The organism is Desulfosporosinus shakirovi (genome assembly GCF_020595055.1).
Classification (GTDB): Bacteria; Bacillota; Desulfitobacteriia; order Desulfitobacteriales; family Desulfitobacteriaceae; genus Desulfosporosinus; species Desulfosporosinus shakirovi.
Genome location: NZ_JAJDOO010000001.1, coordinates 177,724 through 194,710, shown reverse-complemented (window position 1 = coordinate 194,710; position 16,987 = coordinate 177,724). Strand labels below are relative to the sequence as shown.

The window sequence follows — 16,987 nt, the reverse complement described above, 5'->3', positions numbered from 1 at the left end:
AATAAAGGAGTGGAAACTGATGGCAAGATTTCGCTTCCGCTTGGATGCAAGTCTTCAAATAGCTCAACAATTTTTAGAGTCAGCTCAACGAAAGTATGCTCAGGAAATGAAGCGTTGGCAAGCCTGTCTTCTAGCCTTCGAGGCTCAAAAAGAGTATTATCACGAAGCCCAAGAAAGTCAAAGAGACGCGGGACGCCATCGACCGGAGGAACTTAGGGTTTGCCAAGTGTTTGCTTTAGAACAGAGACGACGACTAGATCGATGTGAAGCGATTCGAAAGGAGCAGGAACTTGTCATGGATAACGCACGTCGGTGCCTATTGGAAGCTCACCGTGAAGTTGAGAAATATGAACGGCTGAAGGCAAAACAGGCTGCAGCCTTTCGAGTGCTGGAGTTACAAAAGGAACAAAAGATATTGGATGAAACTGGACAAGTCCTTCACTGGCTTGGCAGAATTTCGACAGTTGATAAATGTGTAATTAACGGAAGGGCGAATTTATGATTAATGTGACACGATTAAATGGAAAAGAATTCACTTTAAATTCCGACCTGATTGAAACTATGGAAAAAACCCCGGATACGGTAATTACCTTAACGGGTGGAAATAAATATGTGGTGTCAGAACCGATCGAGGTCCTTATCGAACGGATTGCCGAATTTCGCAGGCGTTGCCAGATTTTCAAAGTGGAGGATTGATCAATTTTATGAATCGAAAATCTTTAGTTATTACGATTGTTGCCGTACTTTTGAGCCTGGGACTAGGTGTTGGTGGAACCCTTGGAACACAAAAGTATATTTTCAAAACTTTCGATGACAGTGAAAAGTCGCATGTGAAATCTTCCAGAAAATCAGGACCTTTACTACCCATCGGAGAGTTCACAGTTAACTTGCAAGGGGGATCTTTTCTTAAGACGAATATAACAGTTCAAGTAATTGACGAAAAGGCTGAAGTTAGTTTAAAGGAAGAGGATGCGTTCCTGAAGGACAGAGTTAATACAGTCTTATCTAATAAGTCCCTTAACGATGTGCAAACTCCAGCTGCTCGTGAAAGACTGAGAGAAGAGTTAGTGAACCAACTCAACGAAGTAGCGGATGATAACATTACGGATGTGCTATTTATTTCTATGGTTTACCAATAACGGGCTCGATGTTCGTCGCGAACATCGAATATCGAGAAGGGGGGGATTTGATGGGAGACGTCTTGTCCCAAAGTGAAATTGATGCTTTACTCAATGCGTTGTCCGATGGACAAGTCGATGTTGAGGAAATGAAGACAACCAAGACTCAAAAGCGAATTCGAGTGTACGATTTTAAACGTCCAAATAAGTTTTCCAAGGATCAGATTCACTCCCTCCATAACATTCATGAGAATTATTGCAGAGGGCTTACTACTTTCTTTTCTGGAAATTTACATTCTGTTGTTGAAAGCGCCGTCCTTTCAATTGAGCAAATAACCTATGACGAATTCATCCGTTCTTTACCAAACCCCACTGTTTTAGCTCTCTACTCGTTGAGTCCTTTGGAGGGGACCGTCTTAATGGAAGTCAGTCCAGCGCTTACGTTTGCCGTGGTGGACCGACTTTTAGGAGGCCAAGGTGAAGGTGCTGAAAAGAACCGAGATTTGACTGAAATTGAAAAGACAATTATTGAAAATCGTCTGCGGCAAATGATTTTAATCTCGGAAGAGGCTTGGGCAGAGGTATACGAGCTTAACCCTCAGTTTCTGTCAATGGAATCAAACCCTCAGTTTACCCAAATTGTAGCTCCAAACGAAATGATTGTACTCATAACTCTGGAAGTCAGGATTGGTGAAGCTGTGGGGATGATTAATATTTGTATCCCCTATCTTGTGCTCGAACCCATCTTAGATAAGCTAAGCACGTTTTTTCTCTTTTCATCACAGGCAAAAGTCAGTTCTCCAGAACAGGTGCAAGCGATTCGCAAAAAAATTGAGTGGGCGAAGGTCGAAATGGTCGTATTTTTAGGGACTTCGGAAATTCTCGTCAGAGAACTTCTGGACCTTTCCAAAGGAGATGTAATCCCACTGAATCAATCCGTTCAGGAATCACTGCCAATTTATGTAGGAGAGTTTATGAAGTTTAAATCTGTTCCTGGTCTGAATGGAGAACATCTAGCGGTCCAGATTACGGAAATAGTAAAGGAAGGAGGGGAACAAAATGAGTAGTGGGATGCTTTCTCAAGAAGAAATTGACGCTTTGCTCCGGGGAACATCGGACCCAGACGTAGAGACTCCGGCTGAATCCAGTTCCGAGCTGCCGTCATCATCAAATGATCTTCTCAATGAGATGGAACGAGATACACTTGGAGAAATTGCCAATATTTCAATGGGTACCGCAGCTACGACATTATCTCAGCTCTTAGGCAAAAAAGTGGATATCACCACACCGAAAGTCGACTTAACGACTTCGGAACAGATTCGCGAGGATTATCCTGTCCCTTCCGTGATTTGTGATGTTAAATACAAGGTCGGAATTGAAGGCTCTAACCTCTTGATTCTTTCCCAACGGGATGGTTCAGTGATTGTAGACCTGATGATGGGGGGGGATGGAAAAAACCCGGCACCAGGGCTCTCAGAGCTTCAAATCAGTGGGATTTCTGAGGCGATGAACCAAATGATGGGGTCAGCGGCTACTTCAATGTCAACCATGTTTAATGCAATGGTTGATATAACCCCTCCAAATTTAGTTCTCAATGATATGGCAGACGGTAAAGATGTTATTCATGACTTCTTGCCTCAGAATGATCCCCTTGTAAGGATCTCTTTTCGAATGGTTGTAGAAGATGTTATCGATAGTACTCTTGTTCAAATACTCCCGCTAAGTGTAGCCAAAGGGATGGTCGATAAATTATTGAGCGCTATGAATAGTGCTTCAGCAAAGCCGACTTCACCGTCGGCTACCCCTGCTCAACCTGCGCCTCCAACATATCAGGCTCCACAGTCATCCCCGCCGCCGGCATATGAAGCGCCACCTTATTCGGCTCCCGCCGACTACCCTCAATATGGGACTGCACAGTCCAGTTCTCAAGGAAGAATGCAGACCCCTGTTCAACCAGCACAATTTGCACCGTTGCAACCGGGCCATCAGATGATACAATCGGATAACCTCAGCCTGATTCTCGATGTTCCCTTACAGATAAGCGTGGAACTTGGGCGTGCCAAAAAGACAATTAAGGAAATCCTGGATATGGGACCTGGTTCAGTCGTTGAATTGGATCGTTTAGCTGGAGAATCGGTGGATATGATAGTCAACGGAAAATTGATCGCAAAATGCGAAGTTGTTGTCGTTAATGAGACCTTTGGAATTAGAATTACTGATATAATACATCCAATGGAACGAATGAATTCATTGAAATAAAGGAGGAAATGTTATGAGTGATACAATAATGATTGTTGATGATGCAGCCTTTATGCGTATGATGCTAAAGGACATATTGACTAAAAATGGGTTTAACGTGGTTGGCGAAGCAGAAAATGGGGCCATGGCCGTGGAGAAATATAAGGATTTGCAACCAAACCTGACGATTATGGATATTACTATGCCAGAAATGGACGGGCTTCAGGCGGTTAAAGAAATACGCAAAATAGATGCAAAGGCTCGGATAATTATGTGTAGTGCTATGGGCCAACAATCCATGGTTATTGAAGCGATTCAATCCGGAGCCAAAGACTTCGTTGTTAAGCCCTTCCAAGCAGAACGCGTGGTTGAGGCTGTCATGAAGGCGTTGAAATAAAATGTCATTTGACCAAGGCCAGCCGTATACTTCAAGTGTGACTGCTCCAGAGGTTTCACAGTCTGTATTCTCATGGTGGGGGCTTCTAGGAACGTTATTGGTTTTCCTCATTATTTTGCTTGTGTCCCTTTGGACACTTCGACGCCTTAATAAGGTAAATATGAGGAGTATGAATGCGCCCTGGGCAAGAGTTATTGATCGACAAATTTTAGGTGGACAACAAAGCCTTTATCTTGTGGAAATAGCTGGTCAATTGCAGGTCCTCGGCGGATCTGATCATCACTTGGTGAAAATCAGTGAAATTAATGATCCGCAGGTTGCTTCCGAAATACTGGAGGAGATTGCCACGCGACCAACGGAACGAGTAGAAGGATGGATGCAAAGTGTACGAAAGCTATGGCGGAGGCCGTTAAGGCAGAAAGAGCCCTTTTCTGATGAATTGCAACGTTTGCTTGAGGAGGTTGAAAAATAATGTCTTCTTCAGGGCGTTTGATTAAACTTTTCACATCAGGATTGCCTTTTGGCTTGGCTCTGGGGGCAGGAATGTTGTCAAGCCCTAAAATTGCTTGGGCAGCGGGAATTACCTTAGATCTGGGAACCTCAGCCACAGAACAAACCGGTACTTCATTGCAAATTTTAATGCTTTTAACGGTGTTGTCATTAGCACCGGCCATTCTGATGATGATGACCTCCTTTACTCGGATCATTATTGTGCTGTCCTTTGTGAGAAACGCACTGGGAACTCAGCAACTGCCTCCGAATCAAGTGCTGGTAGGCATATCCCTTTTTCTTACCTTCTTTATTATGGCCCCAACCTGGAACGAGATTAATACCAATGCTATACAGCCCTATATGCAGAATCAGATTACTCAGACAGAGGCCATTGATAGGGCGGAAGAACCTCTACGAATCTTTATGTTTCGACAGACTCGGGAAAAAGATCTCGAACTTTTTGTAGGGTTGTCTAAGATGGAGCAACCTAAAACCTATAGAGACGTACCCACCTATGTACTGATTCCAGCCTTTGTGATTAGTGAATTAAAAACGGCTTTCCAAATGGGATTCGCAATATTTATTCCTTTTATTGTTATCGATATGATTGTTTCGAGTACTCTTATGTCAATCGGGATGATGATGCTTCCCCCGATGATGATTTCGCTGCCGTTCAAATTGCTGTTGTTTGTGTTAGTCGATGGGTGGCATTTGGTGGTTGAATCCTTGGTGACGAGTTTCCAATAGAAATGGGGGAGACAGGACGATGACCGAAAATCAAGTGCTATATATGGCTAGGGAAGCCGTGGGCGCCGTGCTTCTCGTGGGAGGGCCAATTCTTGGTGTTGCTTTGTTAGTTGGCCTTCTGGTGAGTATCTTTCAGTCTATGACCCAAATCCAGGAGCAGACGCTTACTTTTATTCCTAAAGTGCTTTCTGTTGTTGTGGTTCTGCTCTTGTTAGGCCCTTGGATGCTCTCGGTTCTAACAGTATATACTTCTAATTTGTTAACTCAGCTGGCAACCTTCGGAGGTATGTAAACTCGAGGTTCGTTGTTCGATATTCGAACTAGAACAAAGAACCTAGAACTTTTGATTTAAATGAACTTAGATTTCTAACCTCTGACATCGAACCACGAACATCTAACCACGAACATCGAATTTGGGGGGGAGAAAATTGAGTCTAGCTCTGCTGCTCCAATGGAATCTCTCTTTATTCATACTGATTTTATGCCGTTGGGCCGGTATGATCATGTTAGCTCCAGTCTTCGCTGCCAGAGGAGTTCCAAGTATGGTAAGACTGGGATTAGCTGCAAGTATTACAGTCATTCTCTATCCCTTGATATATGCGACTAATCCCCCCATACCCCTTGAGCTGTTACCTTATGTTGCGGTGGTGGTCAAGGAAATATTGGTTGGTCTGGTCATTGGTTTTTTAATCTACTCACTGACGGCTATTTTACAAGGGGCAGGACAACTGATTGATTTCCAAATGGGTTTTACCATGGGGGCCGCGATTGATCCTGTCTATGGAGTTCAAAGTCCTATGATGGGTAATTTTCAGATTGTATTAGCTACGATGCTTATGCTCGCAACTAATTCTCATCATTATCTTATTGCTGCTATGGTTAAGAGCTATGCTTATATTCCTATTAACCCGTCCAATCTGCCCGCTAATTATCTCTTTTACGCCGAACTTATCGGTCATGTATTTGCTTTAGCAGTACAATTGGCAATGCCAATCTTTGGAGCGCTTCTAGTATCAGATGTAGGGGTAGGGCTCTTGACGAGGACAGTACCTCAACTGAATATCTTTTCAGTTATTTTCCCAGTTAAGATTGCTTTCGGATTGGTTATTTTGTTTCTCTCGCTGCCTTTTTTCGGGGAGGCCGTAGCCAAATTATTTGACACCAATATGTCTTGGGTTTTAGAACTTTATCAGGGGTGGAAGCAGTGAGTGAAAAGAAACATCCCGCGACGCCTAAGCGCAAACAAGATGCGCGAAAAAAGGGTCAGGTTTTTAAGAGCCAAGAGGTAATTTCTGCCTTGATGCTCCTGGGTCTCGTAGCTCTTCTTAAGTTTTGGATTCCAGCTATGATTATCCGAATGGAATACCTTTTCCCCTATGTACTTGGGCTTCCTTCAGAATGGACTGAAGGTTCTGTGGCAAGTCTAATGCTTAATCTTATTTGGCAAGGGGTTCAAATCTTAGCGCCGATCTTGCTTACGGGTTTAGTGATTGCCTTATTCTCTAATTACATCCAGGTAGGAGTGCTTTTCACTGGGGAGTCTATGAAACCTCAAATTTCTCGCTTAAGTCCGATCAGTGGTGCGAAGCGGATGTTTGGCGTTAAGGCCTATGTTGAACTGATAAAATCCTTGCTAAAAGTGTTATTAATTGGGTATTTCTTATATGCGAGTGTTCGCGATCGGTTGTATATCTATCCGGCTTTACAGCAACTGAGTGTGGAGCAAGGGGCTATTTTTTTAGGACAGGCTTTGATGGAACTTGCTTGGAATATTTCACTCTCTTTCTTAGGGATAGCCGCTTTTGATTACATCTATCAGCGGTGGGAATATGAAAAAAACTTACGTATGTCTCATGAAGACTTAAAACAGGAATACAAACAAACTGAAGGAAACCCTGAACTAAAAGGTGAACTTAAAAAACGACAACGAGCTCTAGCTATGAGTCGAATGATGCAAGATTTAAAAACTGCAGATGTCGTTGTCACGAATCCCACTCACTTCGCTGTTGCTCTTCGCTATGATTTAAAGGTACAGAAAGCACCTTATGTTGTCGCTAAAGGACAAGATCAAGTTGCTTTGCGCATACGAGAGTTAGCTAAAGAGTATGACCTTGTGATTATGGAAAACAAGCCGCTGGCCCGTGCTCTCTATGCTCAGGTGGAAATTGGGCAAGGTATTCCGGCGGATCTTTATAAAGCTGTTGCTGAGGTGTTGGCGTTTGTTTATCGGTTAAAGAAAAAGAAACGGTCGATTGGATGAGGGATACTTCAAGGGGTTATGAATGTTGTATCCTGAGGATATAGAGAATGTATCTGGGGGCATGAATGAAATGAATTGCACGCTCACCAAAGCTTCGAGAAGTGATTCTTAGGGGTTGGCTTGAATGGTTCGCTTAGCAATTTCATTTCATTCATGCACGAGGGCTTAGGACACGATAGGTCCGGTACGAAAGTGTCCAGTGGACACTTTCGCCGAAGGCGCTGATCCAGTGATGAATGCGTTAGTGCCGTAGGATTATTAGCGCCGTAGGATTACTGTCTTCGAAGGTGCTTACCCGTGAAGATTTCGTTAGTGCTATAGCAGACTAAGAAATTGAGTAAAGAAAGGAGGAACCCTCATGTCTACGACGGTTAAAAGTCGGATCTTAAATAATACAGATATTATAGCGGCACTGGGGCTAGTCAGCATTGTGGTCATGATGGTTGTTCCTTTGCCTGCGGGTTTGCTGGATATTCTCATCACTTTGAATATTACGGCTTCGGTGCTTACCCTTATGCTCGCTGTTTTTGCTCAGGACCCTTTGGAATTCTCAGCGTTGCCGTCCCTCTTGTTAACGCTGACTTTATTCCGATTGTCTTTGAATATTTCTGCAACTCGTCTCATTCTTCTCGACGGGCATGCTGGTGAGATTATTCAGCAGTTCGGGGAATTTGTCATTCGTGGAGATGCTGTTGTAGGTTTTATCATTTTTATTATTTTGGTACTTGTTCAATTTATCGTAATCACTAAAGGTGCTGAGCGTGTCTCGGAAGTCGCAGCTCGCTTTACCTTAGACGCTATGCCAGGAAAACAAATGTCTATTGATGCAGACCTTAATGCCGGAATGATTAACGAGCAGCAGGCGCGGGATCGGCGTAAGGCAATCCAACAGGAAGCTGATTTTTATGGTGCAATGGATGGGTCAACCAAGTTTGTTAAAGGGGATGCCATTGCTGCTATTATTATTCTATTTATTAATATTATCGGAGGTTTTATCACTGGGGTTGTGATGCAGGATATGCCTCTGTTAGAAGCCCTTCACAAGTATACGTTGTTGACCATCGGGGACGGACTCGTTTCTCAGATTCCGGCTCTCCTTATTTCTACGGCGACAGGTCTGGTCGTCACCAGGGCAGCTTCGGAAAGCAACTTAGGGGAAGATTTGGTCAAACAGCTGTTTAAAAAACCTAAGGCCTTATTCATTACTGCAGGGGTATTGAGCATGCTAGCTTTCCTGGGTTTGCCTAAATTCCCGCTGTTTTTAGTTTCCGCTGCCTTAATTGGCATGGGAGTAATGTTGCAAAGAAACTCTAAAGTTTCTGTGGTTAAGGAATCAGCTGTAGCTCGAGAGACAGAAATTGAAGAGAGTAAGAAACCGGAAAATGTTCTTAACCTCTTACATGTTGACCATATGGAACTTGAACTGGGGTACGCGCTTATAGCCTTAGTCGATGTTCAGCAAGGAGGGGATTTGCTCGATCGGATCGTACTGATTCGACGCCAAATTGCCACAGAATTGGGGTTTATTGTTCCGGTTATTAGAGTCCGTGACAATATGAACTTACAGCCTAATCAATATGTTATAAAAATTCGGGGATCAGAAATTGCCACCAGCGAAATTTTAGCGGATCATTACATGGCAATGAGTGGTGGTGAAGATGACAGTGAGATTCCAGGTACTCCGACTAAAGAGCCTTCCTTCGGACTGGATGCCAAATGGATTAATGCGATGTACCGGGAACAAGCAGAGCTCAGTGGATGGATGGTGGTTGATGCCCCCACAGTGCTTGCAACTCATATCACGGAAGTAATTAAGACTCAGGCTTGGGAGATACTAAACCGTCAAGATGTGAAAGCTCTTATTGATCATGCTAAGGAACTTGCCCCCGCTGTGGTGGATGAGTTGATTCCAGACATGCTTAGTCTTGGTCAAGTTCAGAAAGTTCTTGCAAACCTGCTTCGCGAGAGGGTATCCATTAAAGACATGGTGTCGATTCTGGAAAATCTGGCAGACTATGCAAGTGTCACTAAAGATCTGGACCGGTTGACAGAACATGTGCGCCAGGCTTTAGCTCGGCAAATTTTGCAACCGCTGCTGGGGAAAGAAAAGAATTTACCGGTAATAACCTTAGATCCACAAATCGAACAGCAAATTCTTGACAGTATTCAACCGTCTGAATATGGAACTTATTTAGCATTAGATCCCAAGGTGTTGCATGTGCTTATGCAAAATCTTACGCGCGAGGTTGAAAAGGTTGTGCTTAAAGGGTTAACTCCCGTAATAGTTTGTGCTCCGCTGGTGAGAATTAATTTGAAACGGGTTACCGAGCGTCAATTGCCTCAACTCATGGTGCTTTCGTATAATGAATTAGTCCAAGGAGTACAAGTTCAAGCTGTAGGAATGGTGGGGATGGATCTTGCGAGTTAGGCGATTTGTAGGAGAAAATGTCTCAGAAACGATGGGAAAAGTGAAAAGGGAACTGGGATCCGAAGCGATCATTCTTCAGACACGCGAATTTCGCGATGGAGGGTTCTTTGGTTTATTTGGTAACAAGAAAGTTGAGATCACGGCAGCTATTGAAGAAAAACCTGTGATCCCACAGGAAGCTTCAAGCCCTAATTATGAGAATAATGTGGAAAGAGTAAAACCACCAATAGATAGTCATGTCTACGGTCTTAAAGATCAATCAGAAGGCTTGCAGGTTGAAATCAAGTCTATGCGTTTGTTACTTGAGCAAATGAACAAGCAGATGGCAGGGGTGGGAGAAGAAAAAAGTGTTTGGCCGCCTGCCCTTGAAAAATGGGCTGTCCATTTACAGAACAGAGGAATATGTGAGAACTTGGTTAAGCGTTTAATAAGTCATGTCCAACAAACCTTGGCACCAGAAAAATGGCTTGACGATTCTCAGGTATACACTCGGATTGAAGCCAATATCCGTCAAATGTGTGGACAGATTGGGCTTATTCAACCTGGGATTGACAAGCCGAGGATTGTCGCTTTAATTGGACCTACAGGGGTAGGGAAAACAACGACGATTGGTAAGCTCGCGGCGGGGTTTAGTATCATTGATAAACGCAAGGTTGCTTTGATAACGGCAGATACCTACCGGGTTGCCGCTGTAGAGCAGCTTAAAGCGTTTGGTGAAATTATTGGAGTACCCGTTGAAGTTGCCATGACACCCTCGGGGCTAAATGAGGCTTTGTTTCTTCATGCAGATAAAGAACTGATTTTTATTGATACTGCTGGAAGAAGTCCTCACCATGAGGAACATATGCATGAGCTGCGTGAGTTTTTAGATGAGGCTCAACCAGATTTCACAATGCTTGTCATGAGTGCCACGACGCAATCAGTAGATCAACTTCAGATCTATAAACGATTTGAAGACTTGACAACTCATTTTATCTTCACAAAACTGGATGAGACAGGGAATGCAGGGTCTATATTAAACCTCCTGGGTCAGACAACACTCCCCATTGCCTATCTTTCAAACGGACAAAATGTCCCTGATGACATAGAGGTAGCGACTCCAAATCGTTTGGCACACTATGTGATGGGGGATGAGATGCCCAATGAATGACCAAGCGAGCGCATTACGTGATTTGGTCTCTCGTAATAAACATAGACAAAGTAAAATGAGAGTAATTGCAGTTAGCAGTGGTAAGGGAGGTGTGGGTAAAACCAGCTTCACAGTCAACTTAGCACTTGCTTTGGCCGAATTTGGACAGCGAATTGTTATTCTTGATGGAGATTTAGGCCTTGCTAACGTAGATATTGCTTTTGGGCTTTCGGCGAGATATACAATTGAGCATTTGTTATCGGGTGAAAAGACCATTGAGCAAATCCTTCTATCTGCCCCTCGAGGAATTGGAATTATCCCAGGAGGTTCCGGGGTTCAGAAACTTGCTAACTTAGAAAGAGACAAGCTATCCAATGTCCTAGCTAATCTCGGACGATTAGAAAAGATTGCTGATCTGCTGATTATCGATACAGGAGCAGGTCTAGGGCATAGCGTGATGAATTTTTTGCAGGCTGCAGATGATATTATTATGGTGATCACACCAGAACCGACCTCATTGACGGATGCCTATGGGTTACTTAAGTCTTTGAGGCAAGATGCAAGCGAAGCATCAATTCATGTAGTGATTAACCGAGTACAGACTGAAAAAGATGCTTTAGCGACGTTTAAACGTCTGGATACTGTTGTGCGCAAGTTCTTAGAAGGATCACTTAACTTATTGGGTTGGGTTTACGATGACCCACTCGTTGGACGCTCTGTTATGCAGCAGGAACCTTTGGGGATAAAGTTTCCTGAAAGTTCAGCGTATCGCTGCATTCAGTGGATTGCCGGTAAAGTTGCCGGAATAAGTCTTCATCCGCCACGCCAAGCAGGAGGCGTGCGAGGGTTTTTAGGTAAGTTGCTTCGTTCTTTTTAATAACAAATTTTCCAAAAGGATTAGTGAACAGTAATTCTTTTCGTAAAAGGGGTGACGATTTGTCGTATAAAAAGAAGCTTTCTCCTGGACTGGCGGTGGATCTAATCGCGCTGGAAGGTAAATATGAAGGACACTACCGAACTCGAGTTGAGGAAGTGGGGGAGAGGCTCCTCTTAGTTGGTGCGCCCTTTGAACAAGGCGAATTAGTCCCTTTGCGCGAGGGGACAAAGGTAAGATTAATATTCTGGGATGAATCAGCTGTGTATTCATTTGAAGGGAAGATTATGCAAAGGATCGCTGTCCCTGTGCCTATGTTCGTGCTGGAATTACCGGATACTGTTGATAAGGTTCAACGTCGTAATTTTGTTCGCGTTCCGGCCTTATTTCCGATCACATTTCGAATGGTGACTCGAGAAGGACTTAGTGATCTGCTTAAAGCAACAATGATTGACTTAAGCGGTGGAGGAATGCGATTCACTACTAAGGTGCGAGTAGAGGATAAATCCTTACTCTATGTTCAAATATCCTTACCGACGGGAGAAATACAGACCCCTGTTCGAGTCATCCGTGTGGAAAAAAACGAAGAAAAAAACTTATACAGTATTTCAACTGAATTCTACGAAATCTCAGAACGGGAGAGAGATAAAATTATTCGCTGTGTCTTTGAAAAACAAAGGGCAATGCGTAAGAAAGGGTTGGTATAAATGGAGATTACGCAATTACAATTGGATGCCCTGCGTGAAATAGGGAATGTTGGATCTGGGCATGCCGCGACAGCTTTATCTACTCTCTTACAACGACGAATTGATATGTCGGTTCCAGAAGTATGGGCAGTCCCTTTTGAACAGGTTACATCCATTGTCGGACAGCTCGACACGCCTCAAGCTGTCATCTATGTAAAAGTTGAAGGGGAGGCTTCGGGTAAAGCTGTCTTTTTCTTTCCGGTTGAAAGCGCAGAAATTGTAGTGAAAGCTCTATTTGGGACGAATGAGCCGATAGATCTTTATAATGAGATGGCACAATCAGCTTTAAAAGAAGTGGGAAATATTTTGGTAAGCTCCTTTATTATGGCGCTGACTCAATTCTCAGGAATTCCCCTTCAACCTTCTGTACCTGCTTTAGCGGTGGATATGATCGGTGCCACTTTAGATGCGATTTTCCTCGAAGAAGGAGTACTGGAAGATACCGTGTTGTTTATTGACACACAACTCACTGGAATTCCTAAAATTGAAGGACAGTTTATCTTTTTGCCGGATGATGGTTCATTGAAGAAATTGTTAGGGGCCATGGGAGTATGAATGGAGTTATTACTGTTGGCATGGCTGATTTCAAAACCGCTATGGTGCCAGACCTTTTGTTAACCGCCGGGCTGGGATCTTGCATTGGAATTTGCATTCATGACCCCTTTCTTAAAGTTGGGGGGATGGCCCATATTATGCTTCCCACAGCTAATGGAAGTCTGGGAGGAAATCCTGCGAAATACGCAGATACTGCGCTGGTGTTATTGCTAAAAGAAATTTCAGGTATGGGTGCCCTTAAATCTCGCCTAAGGGCTAAGATGGCCGGTGGTGCACAGATGTTCTCCTTTCCGGGAAAACCGCCAGTTTTAAAAATTGGGGATCGAAATGCCGAGGCGGTGGAACAGGAACTCAAGAGGCACGGGATTCCTCTTTTGGTAGCAGATGTTGGAGGGAATTTTGGGCGCACAATTCATTTTGATGTTGGGACAGGCGAGTTACGCATACGAACAATTAATCATGGAGAAAAGGTGGTTTAATGGGCAGCCAAAATCGGGAACTCTTAAAAGTTTGGGCCTTGCGCCTTTCAATAGCTACCACAATTATGGTCGTGTTGCTTAGTGTGCTGAATGAAGTTAAGATTTTTGATATAATCCTTCGCGCAGTAATTTCTTTTGGGGGTATGTACCTTTTAATGGCAGGAACCTTAAGCCTCTTTGAAAGGACTGCGATTCCCAAACCTGAAGAGGACAGTCAGACTGACTCAACTCCCAGCTGTGGAGGAAATATCGATTTCTCTGTTGGAGACGATGAGCCGATTAATGCACCTGGACCAGATCTAAGAACAGCTGGACAGATTGATCGTGATTTAAGCTTAGAGTTGCCGGGCAGTGAGCGACAAGCAGAAATTGTTCGCCGTATGGGTTGGGAATAATCATAGTTCGATATTCGTGGTTCGAAGGACGAACTACCAACCAACCTTATAACCTTATACTGGATACCTGAGGTCGAACTACTAACTATACGAACTACGAAAATGGGGGTGAGTAAACTTGATGCCGAACGCCTATGAAGCCGCCCCACGCGGACCTTGGAAACTAGAATATGTGGAAAAATATTTGCCATTGGTTAAGCGCATTGCTGGTCGTTTAACAATTTCTCTGCCTTCCCATGTCGACGAGGATGATATCATCGGTTATGGTGTTTTTGGGTTACTCGATGCCTTAGAGCGATTTGAAGCTGCTCGAGGGTGGAAATTTGAAACCTATGCCTCGATACGCATTCGCGGCGCCATGATCGACGGACTTCGAACGATGGATTGGGTGCCACATTCAGCCAGGCAGAAAGTGAAGCGGGTTCAAGAGGGGTTTGCTGAGTTAGAATATCAGCTTGGGCGGGCGGTTACCGCCGAAGAAGTTGCGGAGCTGCTGAAAGTGGAAGTGCGGGAGATAGAAGGGGTAATGGCTCAGGCCCAAATTCTGACGCTGACCTCCTTCGATGAAACCACTGTTGATATTGATGGAGACAATAGTGGAACCCCTCTCAATTTACTCGTAGACCCTAGTGCTCTGGAGGCATATCAAGATGTAGAGAAAGATGAGCAAAAGCAAATTCTGGCAATAGCCGTGGAAAAATTACCTGACAAAGAGAAATTAGTAGTAGCTCTTTACTATCAAGAAGAACTCACGTTGAAAGAGATTGCTGCTGTCATGAAACTCTCGGAATCCAGAATTTCCCAACTGCATTCCCAAGCGATCTTGAGGTTGAGGGGACGGCTTAGTCGACAAAAGAGGAACTTATTTTAAGAATAATAATCATCCTAATGTTTTGGGGGAAGTTTGTCGATATAACTCATAGAGTTTTATTTAGGAGGTGACGGCAAATGACAGGTATTAATGTCCTTTCGGATACCCTAAAGGGTGGCAATAAATTAGAAAACATTGTACCCTCGAAGGGAAAAGAGACTTCAGAGGGCTGTGAAAATGCGGCAACAGTTTTTGCTGCTGTGCTTAATGGCAGAATGAATTTAGACTCAAATTCGAAAGGGCAAGGCTCTTTAGCAGACCAAGATTCGGATAATAAGCAGAGTAATGTAAATCCAGCGCAAGGTGATCAAAACTCGAATGAATTAGAAAGCATTCTTGGGTATGGTAATTACGTGCTTCCGTTTCTTACTGAGATTCAGAGTGAACTTCCGGCAGGCAAGGAGGCCGATTCCGGAGAGATTATGAGTCAGGGAATTGAGGATTCATTGTTAGCAAACTTAGGATTAAGCGATGTGTCAGGTGAAGCCAGTAAGAATCTTAAGGCAGCTATGTTGAACCTGGTTTCTTTGGCTTCAGATGAAAGTTTAGAGTCGACAGGGATGACGGCACTAAGCTCTCAGGGTAATAACCTGGGAATCACGGAATTGGATAAATATAGACAGGTAATAGCTAATCTTTTAGTGGCGCTTTCAGGGGAGATCACTGATGTGACTCCAGCAGGAAGCCTTTTAGGGGCCGATAGCAAAGGCGCAAACGCTTATCGTCAGGAAATGGCCCAAATTATCCAGGGGTGGATGACGCCAGATGACGGTATTGAAAGTGACCTTAAGATCGGTGGGCAGAATAGACTTGTGAATTTGATCGAAGGTCTTCTTGCTGGGAACAGTAAGGCAGATGGTGGTGATCCTGGGCTGAACGTGAAAGTAACTAATCTATTGGCAGCCCTCTACCTTGTATTAAGTGAAGGGGATGGAGGTGCGAAAGGACCTCGAGGAGCTAATGAAGCACTTATAAATCAGCTAAAGGACATAGGGGTTGATGTGGAGTCTACCGCGAAGGCTCAGAAAGAGGTTGCTTCTCAGGTTAAAATTCAGCAGAGATTCGAGGGAGCAGGTCCTCAGGAGAATAAGTTAGTTGGGGATTTCCAAGATGCAATTAAAGCAGAAGTTAACAAGCCTAATAATTCTATAAAATCCTACGATCTATCCGGAACAAAAGATAGTCAAATTCAGCCTTCAAGCATGGGCCTTGGGGCAGTTGCTAACGTCGTATCCCTTGCCGGTGCAGATGGAAAAATTAGTACAATTCCTTTCTGGGAACAGATCTCTACCGTAGTGCGTGAGCAAGTCATGAATAAGCAACAGGCTTTGAAGGAATTAGATATTCAACTTCATCCAGCTGAACTGGGAAGTATAAGGATTTTCTTGCGTTGGGAGAGCGGGCAGGTCCATTTACAGGTGCAGGCTTCTGAAGCGGCGACCGGACAACTCCTCCAGAATCAGCTCTCGGATTTACGCCAAAACTTAATGAATCAAGGTGTAAACTGTGGCTCGTTGCAAATGGGACAAGGCGGAGAAGGGCAACAACAGCCTCAAGGGGATGAGGCCCAAAGGACGCTCCAGCATAGTAATCTGCTTACTAACGAAGATGAGGATCAAATCTCAGTCAATTCTAACTCCCATGGACTGGATGGAAACAATCGGATTAATGTCACGGCTTAGGAGGTAGCTATGAGTACAATAGATGTAACACCTAAAACTAATTCAACGAATAGTCCGAGCGGAAGCCAATCGATTATAACTAATGATTCGCTGGGGAAAGACGATTTTCTTAAACTGCTTATTGCCCAGATGCAAAATCAAGATCCCTTAAATCCAACAGATAACAAAGATTCCATCGCCCAATTGGCTCAGTTCAGCTCTTTGGAGCAGATGAACAATATTGCAACATCTATGGATTCGTTGAACCAAAGTATGACATTCTTCTCCCAACAATCAGCCCTTACCCAAGGGTCAGCTATGATTGGCAAATGGGTGAGTGGAATAGATATTGATGGTGAAACTGTATTGGAAGGAACCGTTGAAGCAGTGAAGTGGCTTGATGGTGACCCAAAACTTCAAATTCGCAAGGAAGACGGAACAGTGGTGGATTTGGAAATGGGTCTGATTACGCTGGTTAAAGAGAAAACGCCGCCTGTTACTGATGAGCCCACGGATACTGAGGAAGACACGACTACGCCAGAAGATGAAAGCGTAACAGAACCAGAACTGGAAACAGTTTAACTGGAAGTCAACAGA

The 16,987-nt window shown here is 43.9% G+C and carries 21 protein-coding genes; all 21 read left to right on the top strand.

What is annotated here, in order from left to right; translation table 11 throughout:
* The first annotated feature begins 19 nt into the window (after window positions 1–19).
* The 21 genes from LJE72_RS00990 (at window position 20) to LJE72_RS00890 (ending at window position 16,972) form a co-directional block, all read left to right on the top strand.
* The gene (locus LJE72_RS00990) at window positions 20–502 is read left to right on the top strand and encodes a flagellar export protein FliJ (protein WP_229245418.1); all 483 of its coding nucleotides are present in this window, start codon (window positions 20–22) and stop codon (window positions 500–502) included.
* A complete protein-coding gene (locus LJE72_RS00985) occupies window positions 499–696 on the top strand; it encodes a flagellar FlbD family protein (RefSeq protein ID WP_229245417.1) in 198 nt (65 codons plus the stop codon). Before LJE72_RS00990 ends, LJE72_RS00985 begins: the two co-directional genes overlap by 4 nt.
* A gap of 8 nt (window positions 697–704) precedes the next feature.
* Window positions 705–1,139: a flagellar basal body-associated FliL family protein gene (locus LJE72_RS00980; protein ID WP_229245416.1), complete on the top strand. Its 435-nt coding sequence runs from the start codon at window positions 705–707 to the stop codon at window positions 1,137–1,139.
* Between the two features lie 50 nt (window positions 1,140–1,189).
* Window positions 1,190–2,185, top strand: coding sequence for a flagellar motor switch protein FliM (fliM, locus tag LJE72_RS00975; RefSeq protein WP_229245415.1), 996 nt, complete (start codon window positions 1,190–1,192; stop codon window positions 2,183–2,185).
* Entirely contained in the window at window positions 2,178–3,377 is a 1,200-nt protein-coding gene (fliY, locus tag LJE72_RS00970) for a flagellar motor switch phosphatase FliY (RefSeq protein WP_229245414.1), read from the top strand. The genes fliM and fliY overlap by 8 nt, the downstream gene beginning before the upstream one ends.
* A gap of 13 nt (window positions 3,378–3,390) precedes the next feature.
* The gene (locus LJE72_RS00965; RefSeq protein WP_229245413.1) at window positions 3,391–3,753 is read left to right on the top strand and encodes a response regulator; all 363 of its coding nucleotides are present in this window, start codon (window positions 3,391–3,393) and stop codon (window positions 3,751–3,753) included.
* 1 nt (window position 3,754) lies between these two features.
* Window positions 3,755–4,225: a flagellar biosynthetic protein FliO gene (locus tag LJE72_RS00960; RefSeq protein WP_229245412.1), complete on the top strand. Its 471-nt coding sequence runs from the start codon at window positions 3,755–3,757 to the stop codon at window positions 4,223–4,225.
* The gene (fliP, locus tag LJE72_RS00955) at window positions 4,225–4,992 is read left to right on the top strand and encodes a flagellar type III secretion system pore protein FliP (protein WP_229245411.1); all 768 of its coding nucleotides are present in this window, start codon (window positions 4,225–4,227) and stop codon (window positions 4,990–4,992) included. The genes LJE72_RS00960 and fliP overlap by 1 nt, the downstream gene beginning before the upstream one ends.
* 19 nt (window positions 4,993–5,011) lie before the next feature.
* Complete coding sequence (gene fliQ / locus LJE72_RS00950; RefSeq protein WP_229245410.1) at window positions 5,012–5,284, top strand: flagellar biosynthesis protein FliQ; 273 nt, start codon at window positions 5,012–5,014, stop codon at window positions 5,282–5,284.
* 136 nt (window positions 5,285–5,420) lie between these two features.
* Complete coding sequence (gene fliR / locus LJE72_RS00945; protein ID WP_229245409.1) at window positions 5,421–6,200, top strand: flagellar biosynthetic protein FliR; 780 nt, start codon at window positions 5,421–5,423, stop codon at window positions 6,198–6,200.
* Complete coding sequence (gene flhB / locus LJE72_RS00940) at window positions 6,197–7,252, top strand: flagellar biosynthesis protein FlhB (RefSeq protein ID WP_229245408.1); 1,056 nt, start codon at window positions 6,197–6,199, stop codon at window positions 7,250–7,252. The genes fliR and flhB overlap by 4 nt, the downstream gene beginning before the upstream one ends.
* A gap of 358 nt (window positions 7,253–7,610) precedes the next feature.
* Window positions 7,611–9,680, top strand: a complete 2,070-nt coding sequence (gene flhA / locus LJE72_RS00935) for a flagellar biosynthesis protein FlhA (RefSeq protein WP_229245407.1) — start codon at window positions 7,611–7,613, stop codon at window positions 9,678–9,680.
* Window positions 9,670–10,830, top strand: a complete 1,161-nt coding sequence (gene flhF / locus LJE72_RS00930) for a flagellar biosynthesis protein FlhF (RefSeq protein ID WP_229245406.1) — start codon at window positions 9,670–9,672, stop codon at window positions 10,828–10,830. Before flhA ends, flhF begins: the two co-directional genes overlap by 11 nt.
* Window positions 10,823–11,686: a MinD/ParA family protein gene (locus LJE72_RS00925; RefSeq protein WP_229245405.1), complete on the top strand. Its 864-nt coding sequence runs from the start codon at window positions 10,823–10,825 to the stop codon at window positions 11,684–11,686. Before flhF ends, LJE72_RS00925 begins: the two co-directional genes overlap by 8 nt.
* A 59-nt stretch (window positions 11,687–11,745) precedes the next feature.
* Window positions 11,746–12,390: a flagellar brake protein gene (locus tag LJE72_RS00920; RefSeq protein ID WP_229245404.1), complete on the top strand. Its 645-nt coding sequence runs from the start codon at window positions 11,746–11,748 to the stop codon at window positions 12,388–12,390.
* A complete protein-coding gene (locus LJE72_RS00915) occupies window positions 12,391–12,984 on the top strand; it encodes a chemotaxis protein CheC (protein ID WP_229245403.1) in 594 nt (197 codons plus the stop codon).
* The gene (locus LJE72_RS00910) at window positions 12,981–13,463 is read left to right on the top strand and encodes a chemotaxis protein CheD (protein ID WP_229245402.1); all 483 of its coding nucleotides are present in this window, start codon (window positions 12,981–12,983) and stop codon (window positions 13,461–13,463) included. Before LJE72_RS00915 ends, LJE72_RS00910 begins: the two co-directional genes overlap by 4 nt.
* Complete coding sequence (locus tag LJE72_RS00905; RefSeq protein WP_229245401.1) at window positions 13,463–13,858, top strand: hypothetical protein; 396 nt, start codon at window positions 13,463–13,465, stop codon at window positions 13,856–13,858. The genes LJE72_RS00910 and LJE72_RS00905 overlap by 1 nt, the downstream gene beginning before the upstream one ends.
* A gap of 121 nt (window positions 13,859–13,979) precedes the next feature.
* Window positions 13,980–14,729: a FliA/WhiG family RNA polymerase sigma factor gene (locus LJE72_RS00900; protein WP_229245926.1), complete on the top strand. Its 750-nt coding sequence runs from the start codon at window positions 13,980–13,982 to the stop codon at window positions 14,727–14,729.
* 77 nt (window positions 14,730–14,806) lie between these two features.
* Complete coding sequence (locus tag LJE72_RS00895) at window positions 14,807–16,411, top strand: flagellar hook-length control protein FliK (protein ID WP_229245400.1); 1,605 nt, start codon at window positions 14,807–14,809, stop codon at window positions 16,409–16,411.
* Between the two features lie 9 nt (window positions 16,412–16,420).
* Window positions 16,421–16,972, top strand: a complete 552-nt coding sequence (locus LJE72_RS00890) for a flagellar hook capping FlgD N-terminal domain-containing protein (RefSeq protein ID WP_229245399.1) — start codon at window positions 16,421–16,423, stop codon at window positions 16,970–16,972.
* Window positions 16,973–16,987 lie beyond the last annotated feature (15 nt).